26 protein-coding genes and 1 tRNA gene are annotated in these 25,456 nt (G+C 66.1%); 13 read left to right on the forward strand and 14 right to left on the reverse strand.

Annotated features, from left to right (window positions below):
• Positions 1-25: 25 nt before the first annotated feature.
• Complete coding sequence (locus tag F624_RS0112675; protein WP_019574682.1) at positions 26-1,009, reverse strand: bile acid:sodium symporter family protein; 984 nt, start codon at positions 1,007-1,009, stop codon at positions 26-28.
• Positions 1,010-1,121: 112 nt separating this feature from the next.
• Here F624_RS0112675 and F624_RS0112680 point away from each other — a divergent pair, with 112 nt between their 5' ends.
• Together F624_RS0112680 and pip are read left to right on the forward strand one after the other, a co-directional pair.
• Positions 1,122-2,030, forward strand: a complete 909-nt coding sequence (locus tag F624_RS0112680) for a LysR family transcriptional regulator (protein WP_019574683.1) — start codon at positions 1,122-1,124, stop codon at positions 2,028-2,030.
• Positions 2,031-2,072: 42 nt separating this feature from the next.
• Positions 2,073-3,023: a prolyl aminopeptidase gene (gene pip / locus F624_RS0112685; protein ID WP_019574684.1), complete on the forward strand. Its 951-nt coding sequence runs from the start codon at positions 2,073-2,075 to the stop codon at positions 3,021-3,023.
• Here pip and F624_RS0112690 read toward each other — a convergent pair.
• Positions 3,020-3,841, reverse strand: coding sequence for an NUDIX hydrolase (locus F624_RS0112690; protein ID WP_019574685.1), 822 nt, complete (start codon positions 3,839-3,841; stop codon positions 3,020-3,022). The genes pip and F624_RS0112690 overlap by 4 nt on opposite strands.
• Entirely contained in the window at positions 3,838-4,821 is a 984-nt protein-coding gene (locus F624_RS0112695; RefSeq protein WP_019574686.1) for a quinone oxidoreductase family protein, read from the reverse strand. The genes F624_RS0112690 and F624_RS0112695 overlap by 4 nt, the downstream gene beginning before the upstream one ends.
• A gap of 163 nt (positions 4,822-4,984) precedes the next feature.
• Between F624_RS0112695 and F624_RS0112700 the strand changes: the two genes are divergently transcribed.
• Complete coding sequence (locus F624_RS0112700) at positions 4,985-5,884, forward strand: DMT family transporter (RefSeq protein WP_019574687.1); 900 nt, start codon at positions 4,985-4,987, stop codon at positions 5,882-5,884.
• 87 nt (positions 5,885-5,971) lie between these two features.
• On the opposite strand, the gene purH is transcribed toward F624_RS0112700, so the two are convergent.
• The 3 genes from purH to dusB are packed head-to-tail and all read right to left on the reverse strand — an operon-like array spanning position 5,972 to position 8,894.
• On the reverse strand, positions 5,972-7,561 hold the full coding sequence (gene purH / locus F624_RS0112705) for a bifunctional phosphoribosylaminoimidazolecarboxamide formyltransferase/IMP cyclohydrolase (protein WP_019574688.1): 1,590 nt from the start codon (positions 7,559-7,561) through the stop codon (positions 5,972-5,974).
• A gap of 47 nt (positions 7,562-7,608) precedes the next feature.
• Complete coding sequence (locus tag F624_RS0112710) at positions 7,609-7,845, reverse strand: Fis family transcriptional regulator (RefSeq protein ID WP_019574689.1); 237 nt, start codon at positions 7,843-7,845, stop codon at positions 7,609-7,611.
• Positions 7,842-8,894, reverse strand: coding sequence for a tRNA dihydrouridine synthase DusB (dusB, locus tag F624_RS0112715; RefSeq protein ID WP_019574690.1), 1,053 nt, complete (start codon positions 8,892-8,894; stop codon positions 7,842-7,844). Before dusB ends, F624_RS0112710 begins: the two co-directional genes overlap by 4 nt.
• A gap of 169 nt (positions 8,895-9,063) precedes the next feature.
• Here dusB and F624_RS0112720 point away from each other — a divergent pair, with 169 nt between their 5' ends.
• The 3 genes from F624_RS0112720 (at position 9,064) to F624_RS0112730 (ending at position 10,749) form a co-directional block, all read left to right on the forward strand.
• Positions 9,064-9,534, forward strand: a complete 471-nt coding sequence (locus F624_RS0112720; protein WP_031254893.1) for a YqaA family protein — start codon at positions 9,064-9,066, stop codon at positions 9,532-9,534.
• Between the two features lie 85 nt (positions 9,535-9,619).
• Entirely contained in the window at positions 9,620-10,144 is a 525-nt protein-coding gene (xrtH, locus tag F624_RS0112725; protein WP_019574692.1) for an exosortase H, read from the forward strand.
• Positions 10,141-10,749: an exosortase H-associated membrane protein gene (locus tag F624_RS0112730; RefSeq protein ID WP_019574693.1), complete on the forward strand. Its 609-nt coding sequence runs from the start codon at positions 10,141-10,143 to the stop codon at positions 10,747-10,749. Before xrtH ends, F624_RS0112730 begins: the two co-directional genes overlap by 4 nt.
• 20 nt (positions 10,750-10,769) lie before the next feature.
• On the opposite strand, the gene F624_RS0112735 is transcribed toward F624_RS0112730, so the two are convergent.
• The 4 genes from F624_RS0112735 to F624_RS0112750 all read right to left on the reverse strand — a co-directional run bounded on the left by F624_RS0112735 (position 10,770) and on the right by F624_RS0112750 (position 14,747).
• Entirely contained in the window at positions 10,770-11,582 is an 813-nt protein-coding gene (locus F624_RS0112735; protein WP_019574694.1) for a flagellin N-terminal helical domain-containing protein, read from the reverse strand.
• A gap of 120 nt (positions 11,583-11,702) precedes the next feature.
• Positions 11,703-12,485 (reverse strand): glycosyltransferase family 2 protein, encoded by a 783-nt coding sequence (locus F624_RS0112740; RefSeq protein WP_169426594.1) that lies wholly within the window; start codon positions 12,483-12,485, stop codon positions 11,703-11,705.
• 147 nt (positions 12,486-12,632) lie between these two features.
• Positions 12,633-13,727, reverse strand: coding sequence for a redox-regulated ATPase YchF (ychF, locus tag F624_RS0112745; protein ID WP_019574696.1), 1,095 nt, complete (start codon positions 13,725-13,727; stop codon positions 12,633-12,635).
• 144 nt (positions 13,728-13,871) lie between these two features.
• The gene (locus tag F624_RS0112750) at positions 13,872-14,747 is read right to left on the reverse strand and encodes an MOSC domain-containing protein (protein ID WP_019574697.1); all 876 of its coding nucleotides are present in this window, start codon (positions 14,745-14,747) and stop codon (positions 13,872-13,874) included.
• 116 nt (positions 14,748-14,863) lie between these two features.
• Between F624_RS0112750 and F624_RS0112755 the strand changes: the two genes are divergently transcribed.
• The 4 genes from F624_RS0112755 to F624_RS0112770 all read left to right on the forward strand — a co-directional run bounded on the left by F624_RS0112755 (position 14,864) and on the right by F624_RS0112770 (position 19,323).
• On the forward strand, positions 14,864-16,009 hold the full coding sequence (locus F624_RS0112755; protein ID WP_019574698.1) for an FAD-dependent monooxygenase: 1,146 nt from the start codon (positions 14,864-14,866) through the stop codon (positions 16,007-16,009).
• A 46-nt stretch (positions 16,010-16,055) separates the two neighbouring features.
• Entirely contained in the window at positions 16,056-16,784 is a 729-nt protein-coding gene (locus tag F624_RS0112760) for a DsbC family protein (RefSeq protein ID WP_019574699.1), read from the forward strand.
• A gap of 108 nt (positions 16,785-16,892) precedes the next feature.
• Positions 16,893-17,354, forward strand: coding sequence for a DUF3429 domain-containing protein (locus tag F624_RS0112765; RefSeq protein ID WP_027478084.1), 462 nt, complete (start codon positions 16,893-16,895; stop codon positions 17,352-17,354).
• Between the two features lie 58 nt (positions 17,355-17,412).
• A complete protein-coding gene (locus F624_RS0112770) occupies positions 17,413-19,323 on the forward strand; it encodes a M61 family metallopeptidase (protein ID WP_019574701.1) in 1,911 nt (636 codons plus the stop codon).
• Here the strand turns inward: F624_RS0112770 and F624_RS0112775 are convergent.
• Positions 19,263-20,078, reverse strand: coding sequence for an enoyl-CoA hydratase-related protein (locus tag F624_RS0112775; protein ID WP_019574702.1), 816 nt, complete (start codon positions 20,076-20,078; stop codon positions 19,263-19,265). The genes F624_RS0112770 and F624_RS0112775 overlap by 61 nt on opposite strands.
• A gap of 150 nt (positions 20,079-20,228) precedes the next feature.
• On the opposite strand from F624_RS0112775, the gene F624_RS0112780 reads away from it, so the two are divergent.
• Together F624_RS0112780 and F624_RS0112785 are read left to right on the forward strand one after the other, a co-directional pair.
• On the forward strand, positions 20,229-21,008 hold the full coding sequence (locus F624_RS0112780; RefSeq protein WP_019574703.1) for an enoyl-CoA hydratase: 780 nt from the start codon (positions 20,229-20,231) through the stop codon (positions 21,006-21,008).
• Positions 21,009-21,096: 88 nt separating this feature from the next.
• Positions 21,097-21,173 (forward strand) — tRNA-Met (locus tag F624_RS0112785).
• 460 nt (positions 21,174-21,633) lie between these two features.
• Here the strand turns inward: F624_RS0112785 and F624_RS35365 are convergent.
• Positions 21,634-21,780, reverse strand: a complete 147-nt coding sequence (locus tag F624_RS35365; RefSeq protein WP_019574705.1) for a hypothetical protein — start codon at positions 21,778-21,780, stop codon at positions 21,634-21,636.
• Between the two features lie 194 nt (positions 21,781-21,974).
• On the opposite strand from F624_RS35365, the gene F624_RS0112800 reads away from it, so the two are divergent.
• Entirely contained in the window at positions 21,975-22,361 is a 387-nt protein-coding gene (locus F624_RS0112800; protein ID WP_019574706.1) for a hypothetical protein, read from the forward strand.
• A gap of 27 nt (positions 22,362-22,388) precedes the next feature.
• Here F624_RS0112800 and otsB read toward each other — a convergent pair whose 3' ends face one another.
• Together otsB and F624_RS0112810 are read right to left on the reverse strand one after the other, a co-directional pair.
• On the reverse strand, positions 22,389-23,141 hold the full coding sequence (gene otsB / locus F624_RS0112805; RefSeq protein ID WP_031254903.1) for a trehalose-phosphatase: 753 nt from the start codon (positions 23,139-23,141) through the stop codon (positions 22,389-22,391).
• An 8-nt stretch (positions 23,142-23,149) separates the two neighbouring features.
• The gene (locus F624_RS0112810) at positions 23,150-25,399 is read right to left on the reverse strand and encodes an alpha,alpha-trehalose-phosphate synthase (UDP-forming) (protein ID WP_019574708.1); all 2,250 of its coding nucleotides are present in this window, start codon (positions 25,397-25,399) and stop codon (positions 23,150-23,152) included.
• Between the last annotated feature and the right edge of the window lie 57 nt (positions 25,400-25,456).

The raw sequence follows: 25,456 nt of genomic DNA on the forward strand, positions 1-25,456 counted from the left end.
GGGGCCCATGGCCGGCCCGCCGGCCTCAGTGCTCTTCGTGGGTGATCTGTTGACGGCTGGCGTAGCGCTGGGCCAGCACCGCACACACCATCAGCTGCATCTGGTGGAACAGCATCAGGGGCAGCACGATGGCCCCCACCGTGCCCGAGGCGAACAGCACCTTGGCCATGGGCACGCCGCTGGCCAGGCTTTTCTTGGAGCCGCAGAACACGATGGTGATCTCGTCTTCTTTCGAAAACCCCAGCTTGCGCGCCAGCAAGGTGGTGCAGACCAGGGCCAGGGCCAGGATCACGGCACACACCAGCAGCAGGCCCAGGAGCGAGGTGATGGGCATGTCCTTCCAGAGGCCCTGGATCACGGCTGCGCTGAAGGCCGTGTAGACCACCAGCAGGATGGAACCCTGGTCCACGTACTTGAGCATGGCGGCGCGCCGCTTCACGAAGTCGCCGATCCAGGGGCGCAGCAGGTGGCCGGCCAGAAAAGGCACCAGCAGCTGCAGCATGATGTGGCCGATGGCGGCCAGCGGATCGCCGCCCGCCGCGTGGCGTTGCAGCAGCAGCCCCACCAGCAGCGGGGTGATGAAAATGCCCATCAAGGTGGAGGCCGAGGCGCTGCAGATGGCGGCTGGCATGTTGCCGCGAGCCACAGCGGTGAAGGCAATCGCCGACTGCACTGTGGCCGGCAGGGCACACAGGAACAGCACGCCCAGGTACAGATCGGGCGTCACCAGCGGCTGCAACAGCGGCCGCAGGGCCCAGCCCAGCAGCGGAAACAGCACAAAGGTGCTGGCCACCACCACCAGGTGCAGGCGCCAGTGGCTGATGCCGGCCAGCACCGCATCGCGCGAAAGCTTGGCCCCGTGCAGAAAGAACAGCAGGCTGACGGCGGCCACGGTGAGCCACTCGAAGCCCTGGGCCACCTGGCCCGAGGCGGGCAGCACGCTGGCCAGCACCACGGTGCCCAGAATGGCGAAGGTGTAGTTGTCAGGGATGAATCGCGAACGCGCCATGCGGCCTCCAAAGCGGTGGGCCCCGCGCCATGCCGGGCCCAGGTGGGCGATTAAGCCTCAGCCTGATTCAAAAGTGAAATGCATTTCACTGATGGATTTATTATTCGACCTCATGAATGTCACCCTGCGCCAACTGGAGGTGTTCCGCTCCGTGGCCCTCACCCGCAACTTCAGCCGCAGCGGCCAGCTGATCGGCCTGACCCAGCCCGCAGTGAGCCGCTGCATCACCGAATTGGAGGCCCAGCTCGGCCTGAAGCTGCTCAACCGCACCACGCGCGAGGTCGAACTGACCGAGGCCGGCCGCAAGTTGGCCGCCCGCCTGGAACGCGTGCTGGAGGAGCTGGACAACACCTTGCTCGACGTGCAGGGCATGGCCACCGAGCGCCGGGGCCGGGTGCGCGTGGCCAGCAGCCCCACGCTGTCGGCCAACCTGATGCCCGAATGCATCGCCTTGTGCCGGCGCCAATGGCCCGGCCTGCAACTGACGCTGCTGGACCGCATTCAGCACGACGTGCTGGACAGCGTACGCTCGGGCGAGGTCGACTTCGGGGTGGTGATCGACCCCGGCGAGCGCGAAGACCTGCATTGCGAGCCCATCCTGTCCGAGCCCTTCTGCCTGGTGTGCCCGCCCGGGCACGCCCTGGCGCAGCAAGCCCAGGTGCACTGGCGCGATCTGGCGGGCGAATCCCTGGTGCTGCTGGACCACGCCTCGGGCAGCCGACGCCTGATCGACCGGGCCCTGGAGGCCCAGGGGGTGGTGGCCGAAAACGCGCAGGACGTGGGCCACCCCACCACCATCTTCCGCATGGTCGAGGCCGGCCTGGGCCTGTCGGTGGTGCCCGATCTGGCCCTGCCCCCCGAGGGCCTGAACGGCCTGGCCGTGCGCCCCCTGCTGCCGCGGGTGGACCGCGACATCATGCTGGTGCACCGGCGCAACCGGGCCCTGTCGCCCCTGGCCCAGGCCGCCTGGGAGCTGATCCGCGATGTGGCTCGGCAGCGCCAGGCCGACACCGGGGGCTGAGCGGCGATACTTCCGGCATCAATCCCCCCAGGCACCGCCCCCATGCCACGCACCCTCTACCCCGCCATCGAACCCTATGAAACCGGCCTGCTCGACGTGGGCGACGGCCATCGCATTTATTACGAGCGCGTGGGCACGCCGGGCGCCAAGCCGGCGGTGTTTCTGCATGGCGGCCCGGGCGGCGGCATCTCGCCTGAGCACCGGCGCCTGTTCGACCCGGCCCGCTACGACCTGCTGCTGTTCGACCAACGCGGCTGCGGCCGCTCCACCCCGCATGCGGGCCTGGAGGCCAACACCACCTGGCACCTGGTGGACGACATCGAGGCCCTGCGCCAGCTGCGGCCCGGCACCGAGCGCTGGCTGGTGTTCGGCGGCTCCTGGGGTTCGACCCTGGCGCTGGCCTATGCACAAAAGCACCCGCAACGCGTGAGCGAACTGGTGCTGCGCGGCGTCTACACCGTGACCCGGGCCGAGCTGGACTGGTACTACCAATACGGGGTGTCGGAGATGTTTCCCGAAAAGTGGGCACGCTTCCAGGCCCCGGTGCCGGAGGCCGAGCGCGGCCAGATGATGGCGGCCTACCACCGCCTGCTGACCGGCCCGGACCCGGCCCGCCAACAGGAGGCGGCCCTGGCCTGGAGCCTGTGGGAGGGCGAAACCATCACCTTGCTGCCCAGCCCCGGCAACCATGACCAGCATGCCGACCCGCACTTTGCGCTGGCCTTCGCCCGGCTGGAGAACCACTACTTCATGCACGGCGCCTGGCTGGACGACGGCCAGTTGCTGCGCGAGGCCCATCGCCTGGCCGGCATTCCGGGCGTGATCGTGCATGGCCGCTACGACATGCCCTGCCCGGTGCGCTACGCGCACGCCCTGCACCAGGCCTGGCCGGGTTCGGAGTTCCACCTGATCGAGGGCGCCGGCCATGCCTGGACCGAGCCCGGCATCCTGGACCAGTTGCTGGCCGCCACCGACCGCTTCGCCGGGCTCTAAAGCCCCAGGCTGGCGGCAATGATCAGGCTGGCTTCCAGGGTGAATTCACCCGCCGCCACCCGCCGGACCAGCTCTTCGCGGGTGAGCAGGGCAAACTGCGCCACCTCGCCATCCTGGTTCTCGGGGGCTCGCCCTGCCGGCACCTCGCAGACAAACCAGTCGATGCGCTCGACCATGTAGCCACAGCCGCCCCCCTCTGCGCTGGGGCGGGCGAATTCGACGTGGCCGCCATGGCTCAGGGCGGGCATCTGCTCCACATGCAGGCCCGCCTCTTCCCAGGTTTCACGGGCCAGGGCCTGGTGCAGGGTGTCGGCGGCCGACACCATGCCCCCCATCAGGGTGTCCCACAGGCCGGGGTCGTTGGGCTTGTCATGGGCGCGTTGTTGCACCCAGTGGCGCCCGTCGGGGGCCAGGCCCACCAGGTGCACGGCCTGCGTGGCCAGGCCCAGCACACGCACCGCGCCGCGCTCGATGGTGCCCAGGCGCTGCCCTTGGGCGCCGACCACGGCCAGTGCTTCGTTGCGCCAGGGGCCGCAACGGCCGGCGGCGCGCAGGGCCAGGGCCAGGGGCTCCAAGGCGGCGGTGATGCCGGCCTCGGTGGGCTCGGCCCGCAGGTGCCAGCTCGGCCCGCGCGCGTCGAGTTGGCGCGACAGGCCCAGGCCCGCCGCCCCCGGCAGGGTGCCCAGCACCGCATCCTCCACCGAGCCCGGGGTGTGGCCCGCCACCACCAGCGGCAGGCGCGGGCGACGCGGCGCCTGCCGGGCCTGCGCGCGCAGGGCCTGCAACCAGGCCGTGCTCAGGGGGGTGTCGTGGTTCACAGCGTGAGGATGGTGCAGCCCGTGGTCTTGCGGGCTTCCAGGTCGCGGTGCGCCTGCTGCACGTCTTCGAGGCGGTAGCGCTGCTCGATGTGGATCTTCACCTGGCCGCTGCGCACCACCTCGAACAGGTCATCGGCCATGGCCTGGTTGCTCTCGCGCGTGGCGATGTGGGTGAACAGGGTCTGGCGCGTGACATACAGCGAGCCCTTGGCGCCCAGCATGCCGGGGGCAAAGGGCGGCACCGGGCCGGAGGCGTTGCCGAAGCTGGCCATCAGGCCGAAGGGGCGCAGGCAGTCGAGGGATTTGTCCCAGGTGTCCTTGCCCACCGAGTCGTACACCACCTTGACGCCCTGGCCGCCGGTGATCTCCTTGACGCGGGCCGCAAAATCCTCGGTGCTGTAGTTGATCACGTGGGCCGCGCCATTCGCCTTGGCCAGGGCGCACTTGGCGTCCGAGCCCGCGGTGCCGATCAGTTGCAGGCCCAGGGCCTTGGCCCATTGGCAGGCAATCAGGCCCACACCGCCGGCCGCCGCATGGAACAGCACGAAGTCGCCGGGCTGCAGGCCTTCCACCGGGCGGGTCTTCTTGAGCAGGTACTGGGCCGTGAGGCCCTTGAGCATCATGGCCGCGCCGGTCTCGAACGAGATGTCGTCGGGCAGCTTGCACACATTGCGCGCCGGCATCACGCGCACTTCGGAGTAGCTGCCCGGCGGGTTGGCGGCATAGGCCGCACGGTCGCCGGCGCGCAGGTGGGTCACGCCCTCGCCCACCGACTCGACCACGCCTGAGCCTTCCATGCCCAGCTGCAGCGGCATGGGGAAGGGGTACAGGCCGGTGCGCTGGTAGACGTCGATGTAGTTCAGGCCCACCGCATGGTGGCGGATGCGGATCTCGCCAGGGCCGGGCTGGCCCACTTCCACATCCACGATCTTGAGTTGTTCGGGACCACCAGGCTGGTCAATGCGTACGGCGCGGGTCATGTCATGTCTCCGGTTGCGGGGGGCGAAGGGAACGAAGTGGGGGACGGACTCTGCATCCAGCAGCTGCGGCGCAGGCCAAACCGGGCGAAATGGTGCCACGAATTGGCGGGCCGTGCTGGTCTCTCGGCGCAAGGCCAGCGGCCGCACTGTAAAGTGCGCCCCCATGCAACACCGACTCAGCCCCTCGACCATCGCCCTGCTCACCCTGCCCCCTCTGCTGTGGGCGGGCAATGCCGTGGTGGGCCGCCTGGTGCATGAGCTGGTGCCGCCGATGACGCTGAACCTGCTGCGCTGGGTGATCGCCTTCGCCTTGCTGCTGCCGCTGGCCGGCCGCACCCTGCGCCGCGACAGCCCCCTGTGGGCCCACTGGCGGCGCTACAGCCTGCTGGGCCTGCTGGGGGTGGGCTGCTACAACGCCTTGCAGTACCTGGCGCTGCAGACCTCCACCCCGATCAATGCCACGCTGGTGGGCTCGAGCATGCCGGTGTGGATGCTGAGCGTGGGTGCGCTGTTTTTCGGCGTGCCGGTGGCGCGCCAGCAGTTGCTGGGCGCCCTGCTGTCCATCGTGGGCGTGGTGCTGGTGCTGAGCCGCGGCGAATGGGCCCAGCTGATGGCCTTCAAGCTGGTGGCGGGCGACCTGTTCATGCTGCTGGCCACGATCGCCTGGTCGTTCTACAGCTGGCTGCTGGTGCGCACCGCCGAGCCCCCGGGCCTGCGCCAGGACTGGTCGGGTTTTCTGATCGCGCAGATGGTGTTCGGCCTGGGCTGGTCGGGCCTGTTCGCCGGCGGCGAATGGCTGCTGACCCCCGCCCACATCAGCTGGGGCTGGCCGCTGCTGGCCGCGCTGGCCTTCATCGCGCTGGGACCAGCCCTGCTGGCCTACCGCTGCTGGGGCAGCGGCGTGCAGCAGGCCGGCCCTGGGGTGGCGGGCTTCTTCATCAACCTCACGCCCTTGTTTGCCGCGCTGATGTCCACGCTGTTCCTGGGCGAGCACCCGCACCTGTACCACGCGGTGGCGTTTGGCTTCATCGTGGGCGGCATCGTGGTGTCGGCCCGGCGCTGAGGGTCCAGAAAAAACGCCCTGCCGGCACAAGGCCGCAGGGCGTCTGACAGGCGACGGGGCTCGGAGGCCCCTCCACCGTGCGTGAGGTCAATGACGGAAGTGGCGCACGCCGCTGAAGACCATGGCCACGCCGCGCTCGTTGGCGGCGTCGATCACCTCCTGGTCGCGCATCGAGCCGCCCGGCTGGATGACGCAGGTGGCACCGGCGTCCACCACCACATCGAGGCCGTCGCGGAACGGGAAGAAGGCATCGCTGGCCACGGCCGTGCCTTGCAGGCTCAGACTGGCGTGGCCGGCCTTGATGCTGGCAATGCGGGCCGAGTCGAGGCGGCTCATCTGGCCGGCGCCCACACCCATGGTCATGCCGCCCTTGCAGAAGACGATGGCGTTGCTCTTGACGAACTTGGCCACCTTCCAGGCGAACAGCAGGTCTTGCAGTTCTTCGGCCGTGGGTTGCTTGGTGGTGACGACCTTGAGGTCGGCCAGTTGCAGCTCGTGGTTGTCGGCGCTCTGGATCAGCAGGCCCGAGCCAATGCGCTTCACGTCCATCAGGTTCTGGCCCTTGTCCCAGGCGGTGGCACCACCGGCGGGCAGGGCGATCTTCAGAATGCGCACGTTGACCTTGGTCTTGAAGACTTCCAGGGCCTCAGGCGTGAAATCGGGCGCCATCAGCACCTCGACGAACTGCTTGCTGACCTGCTGGGCCGCAGCCGCATCCAGCGTGCGGTTGAAGGCGATGATGCCGCCGAAGGCCGAGGTCGGATCGGTCTGGAAGGCCTTGCTGTAGGCCTCAAGCGGGCCGCTGCCCACGGCCACGCCGCAGGGGTTGGCGTGCTTGACGATCACGCAGGCCGGCACGTCGAAGCTCTTGACACATTCCCAGGCGGCGTCGGCGTCGGCGATGTTGTTGTAGCTGAGCTCCTTGCCCTGCAGCTGCTCGGCCGTGACCAGCGAGCCCGGTGCGGGGTACAGGTCGCGGTAGAAGGCAGCCTGCTGGTGCGGGTTCTCGCCGTAGCGCAGGTCTTGCAGCTTGATGAAGCGGCCATTGCTCTGGGCCGGGAACAGCTGCTTGGAGGGGGTGTTGTTGCCTTCTTCGAAGTTCAGCGCCGACAGGTAGTCGCTGATGGCGCCGTCGTAGTTGCTGATGCGGTTGAAGGCGGCCACCGACAGGCCGAAGCGGGTCTTGTCGCTGAGCTTGTTGCCATTGGCCTTGAGCTCGGCCACCACGCCCGCGTACTGCGAAGCGTCGGTCAGCACGCCCACGTCCTTCCAGTTCTTGGCGGCGCTGCGCACCATGGCCGGGCCGCCGATGTCGATGTTCTCGATCGCGTCTTCCAGGGTGCAGCCGGGCTTGGCCACGGTGGCTTCAAACGGGTACAGGTTGACCACCAGCAGGTCGATGGTGTCGATGCCGTGCGCGGCCAGCGCGGCCATGTGCTCGGGCAGGTCGCGGCGGGCCAGCAGGCCGCCGTGCACCTTGGGGTGCAGGGTCTTGACGCGGCCGTCCAGCATTTCGGGGAAGGCCGTGACCTCGGCCACCTCGGTGACCGGCAGGCCTTGTTCGGCCAGCAGCTTGGCGGTGCCGCCGGTGGAGATCAGCTTGATGCCGAGGGCGTGCAGTTCCCGGGCCAATTCGACGATGCCGGTCTTGTCGGAAACAGAAAGAAGTGCGTTCATGCGAGGGTCTTCAGTTTTGGATTTGGATTTCGAAATAGGTTCGGTCGTCACTTGAGCAGTTCGTGCTCGATGAGCTTTTTGCGCAGCGTGTTGCGGTTCAGGCCCAGCCACTCGGCCGCGCGCGACTGGTTGTGCTCGGCCTGGGCCATCACCACCTCCAGCAGCGGCTTCTCGACCAGGCGGATCAGCATCTCGTGCATGCCGTGGGGCTCCTCGCCGTGCAGGTCGCGGAAATACTCCAGCAGGTTGTCACGGACGCAGTCTTCGATGTTCTTGTTGCTCATGCAGCGGTTTCCAGGGGTTCTTCGTCCTCACCGGCCAGGGGGGCTGCCGGGCTGTCCGGCAAGCGCTCCATGCGGTCTCCCAGGGCGTCGAAATAATCAGCGACAGCGGCCGTTTGGGCGGCGCTGTCTTCCAAGCCGTTGATGCGGGTACGGAAGGCCTCGCCGTCGGGCAGGCCTTTCACGTACCAGCCGATGTGCTTGCGGGCCGAGCGCACGCCGGTGAACTCACCATACAGCGCGTAGTGGTCTTGCAGGTGCTCCAGCAGCAGTCGGCGCACCTCGGCCACCAGGGGCGGGGCCAACAGGGTGCCGGTGCTCAGGTAGTGGCCGATCTCGCGGAAGATCCAGGGGCGGCCTTGCGCGGCGCGCCCGATCATCAGGGCATCGGCCCCGGTGTAGGCCAGCACCTCGGCCGCCTTGTGCGGGCTGTCGATGTCGCCATTGGCCACCACCGGCACCCGCACCGCGGCCTTGACGGCGGCGATGGTGTCGTACTCGGCCCGGCCCTTGTAGCCCTGCTCGCGGGTGCGGCCGTGCACGGTCAGCATCTGGATGCCGGCCGACTCGAAGGCCCGGGCCAGCACCACGGCGTTCTTGTGCGTCTGGCACCAGCCGGTGCGCATCTTGAGGGTGACCGGCACACGGTGCGGCAGGCAGGCCTGCACCACCGCCTCGGCGATGGACAGGGCCAGGGCTTCATCCTGCATCAGGGCCGAGCCGGCCCATTTGTTGCACACCTTCTTGGCCGGGCAGCCCATGTTGATGTCGATGACCTGGGCGCCACGCTCGATGTTGTAGACCGCGGCATCGGCCATCATCTGCGGCTCGGTGCCGGCGATCTGCACGGCGATCGGCTCTTTCTCGCCCTCGTGATTGGCGCGGCGGGACGTCTTCAGGGAGTTCCACAAATCACGGCGCGAGGTCACCATCTCGCTCACCGCGTAGCCCGCGCCCAGCGATTTGCACAACTGTCGGAAAGGCCGGTCCGTCACCCCCGCCATGGGGGCGACAAACAGCGTGTTTTCAAGCGACAGGTGTCCGATCTGCATGGGGAAAGCAGGGTGGGCGGGTGAGAGGAGGATGGGGGGCCGTCGGCAACGGCATGCTGAAAAATGAGGCACGATTGTAGCTGCTCAAAATTTCAGCAATTGAAATGAGCGATGCATGAGAGTGCCGGCCGTCGATTTGCTGCAGGCCGCCCTGCCTATACTGGGGCCCATGCAAGCTTGGCTCGATTCTCTGCTCGCCCTTCTGGCGCTGCCCCAATACGGACTGGGCACGCTGTTTGTGGTGTCGTTCATCTCGGCCACCTTGCTGCCCCTGGGCTCGGAGCCGGCGCTGTTCGGCCTGCTCAAGCTCAACCCCGAGCTTTTCTGGCCCGCCATCGCCGTGGCCACCCTGGGCAACACCCTGGGCGGGGCGTTGGATTGGTGGATGGGCTATGGCGCCCACCGGGTGGCCGACCACTACCAACGCTCGCCCCACCACCTGCGCGTGCTGGGCTGGCTGCAGCGCCTGGGCCCCAAGGCCTGCCTGCTGAGCTGGCTGCCCCTGCTGGGTGACCCGCTGTGCGCCGTGGCCGGCTGGCTGCGCCTGCCCTTCTGGCCCTGCGTGGGCTGGATGCTGGTGGGCAAGGGCCTGCGCTACCTGACCATGACCACGGTGCTGATGAAACTGTTTCCGGGCTGAAATGCAAGCGCCTGCAGAAGCAATCGCCTGGGTTACAGTGCCGGCTTGAACTGAACTCCCTCCCTCCTTCAAGAGCGACCTGTCCATGCTGCGTTTCTTCTCGATCTTCCTCGTGCTGTTGGTGGTGCTTTTCGTGGGCGAACTGACCCCACCGGTACAACAGTGGCTGATCGTGCCCTGGACGAGCTTTCTGGCCTCCGCCAGTGCCTTTCTGGTGCAGGCGGTCGACGCCAACGTGGTCTCTTACGGCAAGGTGCTGCAAAACGCCAAGACGGGCATGGGGGTGTCGATCGAGGCCGGCTGCAATGGCGTGGAGGCCTGCCTGATCCTGCTGGCGGCCCTGACGGCCTACCCGGCCCGCTGGCGCTACAAGCTGGTCGGCATCGGCATCGGCTTTGTGGCCATCCAGCTGGTGAACCTGGTGCGCATCATCACCTTGTTCTACCTCGCGGGCTGGAACGCCCAGGCTTTTGAATTTGCCCACCTGTACCTGTGGCAGGCCTTGATCATGCTGGACGTGGTGGTGGTCTGGCTGGTCTGGATGCGCTGGGTGGCGCGCCAGGACTTCCGCCGCGAACACCTGCAGGCCGACACCGGAGTCGCGGCATGAAGCGGGCCTCGCACAGCGTCATCAGCGGTTTTTTTCTGCGCGCCATCCTGTGGCTGGTGCCCTGCCTGGCGCTTTGGTACCTGGGCCGCAACTACGTGGCCGTGGCGCCGGCCTGGCTGGCCGAATGGGCCATGAAGGCGGTGTTTCCGTTCTGGGCCCATGGCTCGGAGCTGCACGGCACCCAGCAGGTGCTGCTGACCGGGCTCACAGTCAAGATGCCCGGCGGCCGCCTGGCCGATGTGGCGCCGGAGGCCAACGTGCTGACCTACGCCTACGGCATTCCGCTGCTCGCGGCCTTGTTCCTGGCCGTGCGGGCCAAGGGCTGGTGGTGGAAGATCCCGGTGGGCGCCGTCGCCCTGCTGCCCTTTCAGGCCTGGGGGGTGTGCTTCACCTGGCTGCTGCAGGTGGCGGTGCAGGCCGGCGAGGCCACACGCGCCCAGACCCGGTTTGATGCCTTTGACGTCAACCTGATCGGCGCTGCCTACCAGATCGGCTTTTTGCTGCTGCCCACGCTGGCGCCCATCCTGATCTGGCTGGCGCTGGACCGGCGCCTGATTCAGCAAGTGCTGGTGGAAGGCGCCTTGAGTGCGGGCGCCCCGGACTGAAGGCCCGATCTGACCGCCGCTTACTTGGGCAGCAGACTGAGCGTGTCCTTCTGCAGGGACTGGTAGAGCGACAGCATGCGCGTGGCGGCCGTCTGACGCACCTGCTCCTGCGAGAAGCTGGAGGCCGCCTGGGCCAGGTCGGCATCGCTGAGGCTGGCGTTCGAAGACGCCAAGGCCCCCGACTGCGCACTGAGCTGATCGAAATTGGCCTGCAACCCCGACTGGGAGGCGCCCACCCCGGCCTGCTGGTCATTCACCTGCTGCAGTGCCTGGCTGATGGCCTGCATGGCGCTGGCCTGCCCGCTGCTGCTGGTGAGATCGACGCTGCCCAGCCCCAAGGCGTTGGCCGACACGCTGCCCAGGCTCAGGCTTTGCGTGTCGCCCGCATTCGGCCCCGTCTGCAGGCTGGCGCTGAAGCTGCCGTCCAGCAGGTTCTGGCCATTGAACTGGGTGTTGCCCGAAATCTGATTCAGGTTCTGGGTGAGCTGGCTGGCCTGCGACTGCAGGGCCTGCCGGTCGCTGGCCGACAGGCTGCCATTGCCCGCCTGCACCGCCAGATCGTTGAGTTGCTGCAGGTTCGAGCTGACCTCACCCAAGGCCCCCGAAGCCGTTTGCAAAAGAGAGCTGCCATCCTGCAAGCCCTGCATGGCCACGGCTGTGCTGGACAGCTGTACGCTGAACGAACTGGACTGGGCCAGGCCCGCCGCGTTGTCCAGCGCCGAGTTGATCGCCCGACCTGACGACAGCTTCTGTCCCAAAGACTGCAGTCGCGTGAGCGAGGCAGACTGGGCTGCGAGCAAGCCGTTGGGGGTGGAAGAGTTGATGGCGTTCATGGCGACCTCGCAAAGGACAGCCGGTTGATTTGCCCGAATTATCGGACTTTGCCCCTCAAAACACCACCCAAGCGAAAAAAGCCGCCCCCGGCCCTTTCCCGCGCCGCGCCGCGCCTCGCCTCAAGCCATACACCGGTTCAGTACCTTGAGCGCCAGAAACTCCATGGGCCCACGCTGGCGACGGTAATGCGCCTGCGACAGGCGATAGGCTTCCAGCATCTGGGCCTGAGTCGATTGACTGATCAGACTGGGCCCACCAACCCGGCGCGCCACGATCGCCTGGCCCAGGTTCAGGAACCCGGCGTGGCGCACCACACGCATGCACAGGTCGATGTCCTCATACACCGCCATGTCGGTGAGAAAGCCGCCGGTGGCCAAAAACGCATCGCGCCGCAGCACAAAAGTGCTGCACACCACCAAGGCATGCCCGAACAACAGCCGTGCCGTCACCGCCCAGCGCGAACCATGCCGGGCCAGAAAACGGGCCGCCGCGTCGAAATAGACCCGCTCCTCCTCGACCCGGGTGGATACCGCGCCAAACGGCCGCGGCAAACCGATCGCCACCCCACAGCCTGCACCATCCAGGCGCCTGCAGGCCTCTGCCAGGGCCTCGGGCAGGGCGTGATCGTCGTCGTCGAGGAAATACAGCAGCCGCCCCCGGGCGATTTGTGCCCCGAGGTTGCGCAACACGGCCGGACGCCCACCGCTCGGAGGCTGCTGCTGCAGGTACTGCACCCGAGGGTCCCCCAGGGCCTGCACCACAGCCTGAGCCCCGCCTTCGGGGCTGTCGTCGATGACCAGCACCTCCAATGCCAGCCCAGGCACCGCCAGGGCACTTTGCAAGGCCTCCAGCAGCAACGCCTCGCGACGGAACGTGGGGATGATGATGGAGAGGTCAGGCACGGGGAGGGTCATGGCGTGGACAGAACAGACATGGAACCAAGAATGCCATGCCAGCGGCTGGTTTCACGAAGCCAGCCATTCAGGCTTTCCCTGAAAACAACAAAGCCGCACCAGGGTGCGGCTTGGCAGTGGGCTCAGGGGCCAGGGTCAGACGTTGAACAGGAAGTTCATCACGTCGCCATCCTTGACCACGTATTCCTTGCCTTCGGCGCGCATCTTGCCGGCATCCTTGGCACCCTGCTCGCCCTTGAAGGCGATGAAGTCTTCAAACGCGATGGTCTGGGCACGGATGAAGCCGCGCTCGAAATCGCCGTGGATCACGCCAGCGGCCTGGGGAGCGGTGTCGCCGACATGGATGGTCCAGGCGCGCACTTCCTTGACGCCCGCGGTGAAGTAGGTCTGCAGACCCAGCAGCTTGAAGCCGGCGCGGATCAGGCGGTTCAGGCCCGGTTCGTCCTGGCCCAGCTCGGCCAGGAACATGGCGCGGTCTTCGTCGCTCATGTCGGCCATGTCGGCCTCCATCTTGGCGCAGATGGCCACCACAGGGGCGTTCTGGCCGGCGGCGTACTCCTTCAGGCGCTCCAGCAGGGGGTTGTTGTCAAAGCCGTCTTCGCTGACGTTGCCCACGAACATGGCCGGCTTGGCGGTGATCAGGCACAGGGGTTTGATCACCAGCAGGTCTTCCTTGCTCAGGTCCAGGGTGCGCACCGGCTTGCCCTCGTCGAGGGTGGCCTGTACGCGGGTCAGCACCTGCACCAGCTTGGCGGCTTCCTTGTCGTTGCCCGACTTGGCGGCCTTGATCGAGCGCTGCAGGGTCTTCTCGACCGTGCCCAGGTCGGCCAGGCAGAGCTCGGTCTGGATGACTTCGATGTCGGCGATCGGGTCGACGCGGCCGGCCACGTGGATCACGTTGTCGTCTTCAAAGCAGCGCACCACGTTGACGATGGCGTCGGTTTCGCGGATGTGGGCCAAAAACTGGTTGCCCAGGCCTTCACCCTGGCTGGCACCGGCCACCAGGCCGGCGATGTCGACAAACTCGACGATGGCCGGGACGATCCGCTCGGGGGTGATGATTTGGGCCAGCTGGTCCAGACGCGGATCCGGCACCTCAACCGTGCCCACATTGGGCTCGATGGTGCAGAAGGGGTAGTTCTCGGCCGCGATGCCGGCCTTGGTCAGGGCGTTGAAAAGAGTGGACTTGCCGACGTTGGGCAGGCCCACGATGCCGCATTTGAGGCTCATGGAGGTTGCTTTCTTGGTGATGGTTCCCTGGCACGGCGGTGCGACCGACAGGGCCACGCGCGAATCCGGCCCGCTGCGACCGGATCCATCGACCGCTGGCCTTGCCCGGGGAAATTGGCGCTGATTGTACTGATCAGCGCCGGCTCAATCGAAGCGGTAGCGCCCCTGCACCACCTGCCCGACGCGCAACACGCGCTCAGCGCCTTCGATCACGATGGCGTTCATGCCGAAGGTGATGCCGCCGCCCACGCGCTCATCCCGGCGGAAGGTGCGCAAGGTGTCGCCCACTTCGGGGCTGCTGCTGGCGGTGGCGGGGTCGATGTCGGGGATGGGGCAGCGGGTGCAAGGCTTGACCGGGCGCAGCACGACGGCGCCGTCGTCGGCCCGGATCACGATGTCTTCCAGGCGGTCTTCGTCAAAGGACTCGACCCCGGCCAGCACCACGTTGGCGCGAAAGCGCTCCACGCCGACCGGCGCATGGCCGGCCTGGCCCAGGCGCTGGTTGAGTTCGTCCACCGAGGCCTCGCTGCAGACCAGCACGGGAAAGCCGTCACTGAACTGGTTGGGGGCCTCAAGGCCCGACGTCCACTGCAGGCTGGACAGGCGGCGTTGCTCGGGGTCAAAGCGCACCAGTCGCAGGGGGCGCCCCAGAAAGTCGCTGAACCACTGGGCGGCCAGGTTGCCCATGTCGTAGGCCTTGACGGTGTCTTTCCAGACCTGCGCGGTGCAAGGGCCCTCGACGCCATCGATGGCCAGGTGCAGGGCCAGCATGCCCGGGGCGCGCAGCACCATCTCGTAGGTCTTGAGCTGGGGGCGGATCAGCGCCATGCGCGGCAGCTCGCGCTGGCTCACGAACATGCCTTCAGGGTCGACCACCATCCAGGCCCGGTCCAGGTCCAGACCGGTGTCGGTCAGCACCGCCTCCTGCACCTCGACGGCGGCACAGGATTTGATGGGGTGCACAAACAGGCGCGCCACCGTGCCTTGAACGTCGAAATCAGCCTCTGGGTCCCATGTCATGTCCTGCTCACTCCTGCATCACATCCATTCATGTCGGCACAAACACCCCTGCAAGGCCGAATGGCGCTTGCGCAAGGTCAGGGCGCGATTGTGCCTGCCTCCTACAATCAGACCCCATGACGCAAGCCTTTGATGTGTGTATCCGTGGTGCCGGCGTGGTCGGCCAGACCCTCGCCCTGTTGCTGGCCCGTGAACGCCTGCGGGTGGCCCTGGTGACCCCGCCCCGCCCCGCCCAGACCGCCCCCCCCGCCCTGGATGTGCGTGCCTATGCGCTGAACAACGCATCGCAGCAATTGCTGGACTCGCTGCGTTGCTGGCCGGAGGGCGATGCCGTCACGGCGGTCACCGGCATGCAGGTGCTGGGCGATCAAGGCGGTGAGGTGGTGTTCTCGGCCCGTGAGCAGAACACCCCGGCGCTGACCTGGATCGTCGATGTGCCTGCGCTGGAGGCCCGGCTGACCGAGGCGGTGCGTTACCAGCCCCAGATCGAACGGGTTGACAGCCCGCGCGATGCCGCCCTGACGGTGGTCTGCGAAGGCCGCGCCAGCCGCACCCGCGAAGAATTCGGTGTGCAGTACGAGACCACCCCCTACCCGCATACCGCCATTGCCGCCCGCCTGCAGGCCAACGAGCCCCACGGGCAACTGGCGCGCCAGTGGTTTCTGCCCGGTCAGGTGATGGCTTTTTTGCCTTTGGGTGGCGATCAAGGGAACTCCATCGCGCTGGTGTGGTCTGTGCCTCATGCCGAGGTTGCCGAACTGATGTCCCTGCCCCCCCAAGAATTTGCCGATCGCGTGGCCGCCCAGGCCGGCTGGCCTGCGGGCTCGCTGAGCCTGAGCAGCGAGCGCGCCAGCTGGTCGCTGCAGCAGTCGCGGGCCGACCGCTGGGTGGGTGCCATGCCCGGCCAGCCCCCGGCTGGCCAGGTGCGCAGCTTTGCCTTGGCCGGGGACGCGGCCCATGCGGTGCACCCGCTGGCTGGCCAGGGCCTGAACCTGGGCCTGGGCGATGTCGAAGCCCTGGCCCGCGTGCTGCGCGAGCGTGACTACTGGCGCAGCGTGGGCGACCCCAAGCTGTTGCGCCGCTACGAGCGCGAGCGCAAGGCCGGCATCTGGGCCCTGGGCCTGGCCAGCGACGGGCTGCAAAGGCTGTTCGACCACACCTTGCCCACCGTGCAGAACGCCCGCAACTGGGGCATGAACCAGTTCAACCGCAGCGGCCCCCTCAAGAGCTGGGTGACCCGCCTGGCCATGGGCCTGGCCTGATCCCGGCCCTTTTTCACCTTTTGCCCCCACACCCCGACCCCACACCATGAAAACAGCCCTGATTCCCCGCCTGCTGCTGGCGGCATTGCCCCTGCTCAGCCTGGGGGCCATCGCCCAGGAGGCGGTGATCAAAAAGGCCTTGGCGGCCCGCATTCCGCAATTGCAGAACATCGACGAAGTGCGCAAGACGCCCATGAACGGCCTCTACGAGGTGCGCGTGGGCAATGACCTGTTCTACACCGACGCCAAGGGCAACTACCTGATCCAGGGCGAACTGATCGACACCGCCCAGCAACGCAACCTGACGGAAGAACGCGTGGCCAAGATCACCGCGGTCGACTTCAGCACCCTGCCCATGGGGGACGCGTTCACCATCGTGCGTGGCAATGGCCAGCGCAAGATCGCCGTCTTCGAAGACCCCAACTGCGGCTACTGCAAGCGCTTCGAGAAAGACCTGTCCAAAGTGGACAACGTGACGGTCTACATGTTCCTGTACCCCATCCTGGGCCCGGACTCGGCCGACAAGGCGCGCAACCACTGGTGCGCCAAGGACAAGAGCGGCGTCTGGCTGGACTGGATGGTGCGCGAGAAGGCGGCCCCCAACGCCAGTTGCGACGTGGCGGCCATCGCCCGCAACGTGGAATTCGGGCGCAAGTACAAGATCACCGGCACGCCCACCATCATCTTCTCGGACGGCAGCCGCGTGCCCGGCGCGCTCAACACCCAGCAGATCGAGCAGCGCATCGCGCAGGCGGCCAGCCCCAGCAAAGAGTGATCTGGCGGACCGCCGGTACAGCCTGAGTGCGTCGTTCACGCCACACTCGGCCCACTGGATTGCCCTGGCCCGCGGCTGGGGCTCGCAAACCCGGCCACAATCCGGGGCATGAACACCTCCGTCCCGACACCCCATCCGGCTGGGGCCCCCTTGTCCCTCGTGATCGAGCGCCTGGGTTATGCCGGTCTGGCGCCCTTTGTGTTGCTGGCCCTGCTGATGTGGCTGGTCACACCCGACCTGATGCCTTTTGTGGCGCTGGCCCTGATGGCCTATGCGGCCACCGTGGCCTCTTTCTTGGGCGGCATCCATTGGGGCATTGCCTTTCAACAGGGTGAGGCCGCCCCCCGCATCCATCTGGTCTGGGGCGTGATCCCGCCCATCGTGGCCTGGATTGCCGTGGTGATGCCCATCTATGCCGGCCTGCCGCTGCTGGGCCTGCTGCTGGTGGTGTGCTACTTGGTGGACCGCAAGACCTGGACCTCGCCGCAACTCAGGCCCTGGCTCACGCTGCGCTTCAGGCTCACCGTGGTGGCCACCCTGAGCTGCCTGCTGGGCGCAGCCAACACCTGAACCCCACCGCCGCGCACCCAGCGGCGAACCGCACCGCCCACTGCCCCCACCGGCCCGTATGAAACAACACCTCAGCGCTCCGCACTACCGCATCGACGCCCGGCAACGCCACGCCCATCTCTACGAGGTGACACTGACCATCCCCGCCCCAGCCGCCCAGCAAGAGGTCTCGCTGCCGGTGTGGATCCCGGGCAGCTACCTGGTGCGCGAGTTCTCCAAGAACCTGCAGCAACTGCAGGCCCGGCAAAAAGGCCGGCGCGTGGCCATTCAGCAATTGGACAAATGCCGTTGGCAGGTGGCCAGCCAGGCTGGCAGTGCGCTGGAGCTGCGCTACGAGGTCTATGCCTTCGACAATTCGGTGCGCACGGCCTGGCTGGACAGCCAGCGCGGCTTTTTCAATGGCACGAGCCTGTGCCTGCGGGTACACGGCCAGGAAGGCCTGCCGCATCAGATCACGGTCGAATCGCCCGATGACAGCTGGCGCGCCGCCACGGCCCTGACCGCCTTGAAGGCCGACCGGCGCGGCTTTGGCCTGTACCAGGCGGCCGACTACGACGAGTTGGTGGACAGCCCTTTCGAGCTGGGCGACTTCTGGCAGGCCAGCTTCAGCGCCTGTGGCGTTGAACACCAGATCGTGGTGGCCGGGGCCCCGGCGTCCTTTGATTCGGCCCGGCTGCTGCGCGACACCCAGCAGATCTGCGAGACCGCCATTCGCTTCTGGCACCCAGAAGTCGACCCCGCCAAGCCGGCGGCCAGCGGCGTGCCCCACCAGCGCTATGTCTTCATGCTCAATGTGGTGGACGACAACTACGGTGGGCTGGAGCACCGCGCCAGCACCGCGCTGATCTGCGGCCGCCGCGATCTGCCGCGCCTGGGCGAAACCCGCACGCCCGAGGGCTACACCACCCTGCTGGGCCTGATCTGCCACGAGTACTTCCACACCTGGAACGTGAAGCGCCTGCGCCCCGCAGAACTGGCCCGCTACGACTACACCCAAGAGAACTACACCCAGCTGCTGTGGTTCTTCGAGGGCTTCACCAGCTACTACGACGACCTGCTGCTGCGCCGCGCCGGCCTGATCGACGATGCTGCCTACCTGCGCCTGCTCAACAAGGCCCTGAACCAGGTGCTGCAGGCCCCGGGGCGCCTGGTGCAGAGCGTGGCCGAGGCCAGCTTTGACGCCTGGGTGAAGTACTACCGGCAAGACGAAAACACGGCCAACGCCACCATCAGCTACTACACCAAGGGCTCGCTGGTGGCCCTGTGCCTGGACCTGACGCTGCGCGCCCAGGGCAAGAGCCTGGACCAGGCCCTGCGTGCCGTGTGGCAGCGCTGCAGCGGCGGCCCCATGAGCGAGGCCGACTTTGCCCAGGTGCTGAACGAGGTCTCGGGCCGCGATTTCGGGCCCGAGCTGAAGGCCTGGGTGCACGGCGTGGCCGACCTGCCGGTGCAAGCCCTGCTGGAGAAGACCGGTGTGCGCTGGCACGATGACCCGGCCCAGCCCGCGCAAGCGTTGGGCCTGCGGGTGACGGAAAACGGCAGCATTCAGATCAAGGCGGTGTTGCGCGGCGGCCTGGCCGAGAAGGCCGGCATGGCCGCCGGTGACGAGTGGCTTGGTCTGGAAGTGGCCGCAAAGAGCGGCACACAAGGCTGGCGCCTGAGCAAGCTGGACGATCTGGCCCTCTACGCCGGCCCAACCAAACGGGCCACGGCCCTGGTGGCGCGCGACCGGCGCCTGCTGCGCCTGCCGCTGAAGCTGCCGGCACAGGCCACCACCGTGCGCCTGGCCATCGAGCAGGCTGCGCTGGTCAAGGCCTGGCTGGGGGGTGACCCGACGCCAGGCCCGGCATCCCTTGGCGCGCCAGTCAGCGTGCCAGCCGCCGCCCCCGAAACCAAGGCCCAAGGGCCTCAATCGCCCCGGAAAACCGGCGCGCGCTTGGCCAAGAAGGCTTCCACGCCCTCAAAGTAATCGTGGGTGCGGCCCATGGCGGATTGGGCATCGCGCTCGGCCAGCAACTGGGCGTCCAGCTCGCGCGTGGTGGAGTCACGCAGCAGGCGGCGGGTGGCCACCAAAGCGGCCGTGGGCATGGCCGCCAGACGGCGGGCCATGGTCAGCGTGGTGCCCAGACAATCGTCGGCCACATCCCAGATCAAGCCCCAGTCCCGCGCCTGCTGGGCGCCAAGTTTGTCACCCGTCAACGCCAGGCCCAGCGCCCGCGTCAGGCCCACGCGGCGCGGCAGCAGCCAGGTGCTGCCCGCGTCCGGCACCAACCCGATCTTGCTGAAGGCCTGGATGAAGCTGGCCTGGGGCGAGGCAATCGCCAGATCGCAACTCATCACCAGCGACATGCCGGCCCCGGCCGCCACCCCGTTCACGGCCGCCAGCACCGGCATGCGCAGGGCTTGCAGACGGCGGGCGGTGGGGTTGAAGGCCTGATCGATCACCGGCCCCGGGTCGGCACGGCGCACCCGATCAGCCCCGGGTGCAAAGTCGAAGGCCGACAGATCGGCCCCCGCACAAAAACCTCGGCCCGCCCCGGTCAGCACCACGGCACGCACCTTCTCGTCGGCCTCCGCTGCATCCAGGGCCGCCCACAGGGCGCGGTGCATGGCCAGGTCAAAACTGTTGAGCGTCTGCGGCCGGTTGAAGGTGATCAAGGCCACCGCACCGGCGCTGGCGTCGTCGGTGGCATACAGAACAGCGGGCTGGGCGTCATCGGTCATGCCGTGTCTCCTGGTGGGTATTTGAAATCATGGAATCGGAACAGGCATTCTGCCCAAGCCTCTCAGCACGCATTGCAACCCGTTTGACAGCCTGGCGACAAATGGCTTGGGTATAGTCCCGGCAACCCCTACTGACGGAGATATAGGTTTATGGCTTACGAAACCATCGAAGTGCGCGTCGAGGCTGACCAGGTCGGCATCATCACCCTGAACCGCCCCAAACAGCTCAACGCCCTGAACGACCAGTTGATGACCGAACTGGGCAGCGCCCTGCGCGAGTTCGATGCCGACGCCAAGATCGGCTGCATCATCGTCACAGGCAGCGAGCGCGCCTTCGCCGCCGGGGCCGACATTGCCGCCATGGCCAAGTTCAGCTTCCAGGATGTGTACAAGGGCGACTTCATCTCGCGCAACTGGGAAACCATCCGCAGCATCCGCAAACCCGTGATTGCCGCCGTGGCCGGTTTTGCCCTGGGCGGCGGCTGTGAGCTGGCGATGATGTGCGACTTCATCATCGCCGCCGACAACGCCAAGTTCGGCCAACCTGAGATCAAGATCGGCGTCATCCCCGGCGCGGGCGGCACCCAGCGGCTGCCACGGGCCGTCGGCAAGTCCAAGGCCATGGACATGGCCCTCACGGCACGGATGATGGACGTGACCGAAGCAGAACGCTCGGGCCTGGTGAGCCGGGTCGTTCCGGTGGACAAATTGATGGAAGAAGCCCTCGGCGCTGCGCTGGTGATCTGCTCTTACTCGCAGATCGCGGTCATGGCCGCCAAGGAGTCGGTCAACCGCGCCTTCGAGGGCACGCTGTCTGACGGCGTGATGTTCGAGCGCCGGCTGTTCCACTCGCTGTTCGCGACCCAGGACCAGAAGGAAGGCATGGACGCATTTTTGAACAAGCGCACCCCAAATTTCACGCACCAGTGATTGCGCCCCAAATTTTGTGTCTATAATTGAGGGCTCAGACGAAATGAGTCTGAAACAAAAGCCTCAATCGCAAGGCTTTTGAAAAGTTGGCGCTTTAGCTCAGTCGGTTAGAGCGATGGAATCATAATCCACAGGTCCGCGGTTCGAATCCGTGAAGCGCCACCAAAATTTCTTCAAGTGCGACAAGCACTTGGACGCAAAAGCCACCTTCGGGTGGCTTTTTTGTTTGTAAAGCATCCAAACGCTCGGATGCACTTCGGATGCACGTCACGCGCCACACATCTGACTGCACAACGGCGCGACCGCTGACCACATTCCGGTTCAACCCTGGAGGGGCATCATGAACCCACTTAGCCAGCTTGGCATCGAGCTACCAAGCCTCAGCTACCTGATCGGATCTGTGATCTTTGGCTTGGTAGGCCTGGTCGCATGGCGCCACGGCCGACGCACCGAGCGCCCAGTCGTCAGATGGAGCGGGCTCGTTCTGATGCTCTACCCCTACGCGGTTTCGGAGACTTGGATGCTCTGGGCACTGGGTGCGATTCTGTGCGCGTGGCTTTGGATACAGTGGAATGACTGAGGGTCGGTGGCCAAGCCGCCCGAATACAGGTGGTGCAAACGGACGTCACAAACGTGGCGCCACAATGGCCGCCGAGTCCACCGCACTTTCAGACTCCGGACTTTCTGCATCTGGATTGGCCAGGGCATGCAATTCGTAACCGATCCACAGCAAGGCAAGCACCTGGGCAATCCGCAGGAGACGATCAAACACTTTGTTCCCCAGTTTAAAACTGGCCCCCATTGGAACAGAACACAGGCATCGCTCGATTCCCGGCCGCCAGCCTGAGTAGCGATTCCTGGCTTTATGAAAAACGGGGCCGAAATCCGGCAGATATATCACTCAGATCAAGGCATCTATAGGCATGGGTGATTGACAATCCAGGCGCCATCAAGCCTGCCAGCATCATGGAAGTCTTTGTCAACACCGTACTCAAGCGAGCCAAGGGGCCGTCATTCGACCTGCACACGGCCATCCACCTCATTGAAGAACATGACAGCCTGCTGGCCCTGGAGTTCCTGGATTCAGCATTTCAACAAATGGGGCCTGCCGAAGTGCCACGGCCGCTGCTCCATGCCCTGGATGCCAGGCGATCAACGCTGTTGCTGGAGTTCTACAGACGCTCGGTGGAGTACCTGAGCTCATTGGAACCCCTCGAGAAGTTACTCAGGAACGGCTTTCCAGGGCTGACCGTGGCCGACCGCTACCAACTGAAGGAAGCCATACGAAGGCAAACGGCCAGGATCAAGGCCGGCTTGCCATTGACCCGAACGGTGGATCAGGCCCGCACCTGATCCCAGTCCCGTCATCCACATGCGAACCTAGGGGCGGGCCATCAGGTGTTGCAAGATCACATCAAGCAACTGCTCCATGGCGGCAGGGTCTTCCAGGCAATACATGGCGCGGCTGATGGCCTCGGGTGAGCCGATGCGCACCGTCAACCAATCGGGCCGGGCGCGTTCAAAGACGGGCTCATCATTCACATCGTCACCCGCAAACAACAGGCTTTCACAGGCACTGAGCTCCAGAAGACGGAGCACCGCATCGGCCTTGTCAGGTGCAGCACGTTGCAACACATTGACCACCGCCTTGCCCCCCAACGTAGACAGATCGCCCGGAAGCGGGTGCAACCAGGCCTGGATGGCCTGCAACGCGTGTCGCAGGTCGGGGGCCTGGCGGTAGTGCAAGGCGAGCGAGAACCGCTTGTCTTCAAACACAATGCCGGCCGCCTGCAGGTTGGCACCACGGTCACGCCAACGGGCACGCAATCGGTCCAATCCACTGGACTCGGTCAGGGTGCCCAGGCCCTCTGCACCATGATTGCCAATCAGATAGTGCGGCTGAAAGCCCAGCCTCGACCGGGCGTCTGCCACGCTGCGCCCGGTGACCACCGCCACCGGCGACAGCACCACCAACTGACGAAGGCGCTTGGCCATGGCATCGGAAACCCGGGCATCGGCCGGGTGGTCGACGATCGGGGCCAAGGTACCGTCCAGGTCGAAAGCAAACAGGACTCGCCGACGCATCAAACGGGAAAGCGCCCGCAGCCCAGGAGTAGCCAACAGATGTTGCATGACGCCTCTCAAGCTCCATTGTGGCGTTGCATGCGGGCTTCAATGCGCTCGCGCAGGCGCCAACGCGCTGCATCCGTGAGCATGCGCCCTGCCCATCGGTACACATTGTCATCTCGCACCGTGGTGCGCAGATTGCCCATGCGTTCGCGTTGCTCGGCTTCGGGCATGGTCAGGGCACGATGCAGGGTGTCAGCACCCTCTTCCACATGATAGGGGTTGATGATCAGCGCCTCATTGAGCTCCGCTGCGGCACCGGCAAAGCGACTCAGCACCAGCACGCCCTGTTCGTCATCGCGTGCGGCCACGAACTCCTTGCACACCAGGTTCATGCCGTCATGCAAGCTGGTGACCAGGCAGATTTCGCTGGCCCGATAGAGTTCGTTGACCGCCTCGAACTCATGGTGCTCCGCCAACAAGTGCACCGGCAGGTAGCCCGGCCGACCAAACCGGGTGTTGAGCCTTTCGGTTGTCTGATGGATGCGCTGTTGAAAAGCCTGGTACTCATCGAGCGTGCTGCGGGAGGGCGCGGCCACCTGGATCAGGCTGAACTGCCCCACCCACTGCGGGTACTTTTCCAACAAGCGCTCCACCGCATGCAAGCGCTCCAGAATGCCCTTGGTGTAGTCGAAGCGGTCCACCCCAACCGCCAGTTTGTGCCCCGCAGACATCCCGAGGCGCCGGCGCACCGCATCCCGGCAGTGCGCAATGACAGGCCAACGCTGACGCTCCTGTTCATCGGGCCAGGCGATCGAAATCGGGTAGCTCTCGATCAGCGTAGTCTGCTTGTTCACGGTGATGGTCGAATGCTCGTGTTCGATGCGGGCTTCCAGATGACGGTCCACGGTCTCCATGAAGTTCTTGCAGTGGTAGCGCGTATGAAAGCCGACGATGGTGCTGCCCAGCAGGCCTTGCAGCAACTCCTCGCGCCAGGGGCAGATGCCAAAGGACTCCGGGTTGGGCCAAGGAATGTGCCAGAAGGTGAGAATCGTGGCACGCGGCAGACGCTGACGGATCAGGGCGGGCAACAAGGCCAGGTGGTAGTCCTGCACCAGCACCACAGGATCCGCACTGCGCGCCTCAGCCACCACAGCATCGGCAAAGCGCTCATTCACGGCACGGTAGGCCACCCAATCGGATTCGCGAAACACAGGACGTACATGGGCGACGTGGCACAGCGGCCAAAGGCCTTCATTGGAGAAACCGCTGTAATAGCCCTGCTCTTCCTCCGCATTGAGCCAGAGACGCCGCAGCGTGTAGTCGTTGCTGCCTGGCGGCACCATCACCCGGTCATGCGCGTCGACGACGCTTCGGTCTGCACTGCCCCCACCGTGGGCAATCCAGGTACCTGAGCAGGCACGCATGACCGGCTCGACCGCCGTGACCAGCCCACTGGCCGGTCGTTTGCACACGACGCCGTCACCGCGCTGCTCATGGATGTAAGGCTCGCGATTGGACACCACCATCAACTCATCGCCACGCAGCTGGGAGCGCAACAAGGCCCGCAGACGTTCCGGCCCCCAATGGTCATCGCGATCGAGCGAACGCCGATAGCTGTCCTCCAGATCGCGCAGGCGCTCACGGAAATCAGCGGCAAGTGGCGCCAATTCACCACGGGTGCTGATCAGCGGGCTCAGCAAACCTTCTCCACGCAACAACGCGCGGGCGCCGGACACCCATCCACGCCAGCTCAGCTGAGCCACCACCACGGTGATGACAGAGATGACCAGCCCCAAGCCGGCCATGAATGCGATCAGGTACTTTTGCGTATCCTGGCTGCGCCGCTCCACAAAGCTGAGGTCATGCAACAGCACCAGATTGGCCACCCGCTCACCATCGACCACCACCGGATGCATGCCCACATGCACCGCACCACTGGCAAGAGACAACTGCGCCAGGGTTTGGGCCGAGAGGCTGCGCGCCTGGGCACACCCCAGATCCGCAGGATAGGTCCCCGACTTGTGGACGATGGTGTCGTCAGAACCGCACAAAGCCATGGCAAACAGGCGCTCGTCCTGCACGGCACGGTTGAACAAAGCCTGAAGCCGCGCGGTGCGCTGCCGCATTGGCTCAGGCAAGGCCTCTGCAATCGGCTCGGTCAGCGCACGAGTCACCAGTTCACCGCGCAACGACAGGTCCCGTGAAGACCAGCGCAGCGTGAGCTTGTCCATCAAGGGCAAAGCCAGGTAAGCCGCAGCCACCAGGGTCAAAACCAGTGGCAGCAGGAATCGGAATTGCAACCGCAAGGTATTCAGGATCATGGTTTCAGCCTTCCCTTCATGCCCTCCCTCCCCTCTTCACCCTGACGCCATCCTGGT

This window comes from Curvibacter lanceolatus ATCC 14669 (genome assembly GCF_000381265.1).
GTDB classification, from domain to species: Bacteria; Pseudomonadota; Gammaproteobacteria; order Burkholderiales; family Burkholderiaceae_C; genus Curvibacter; species Curvibacter lanceolatus.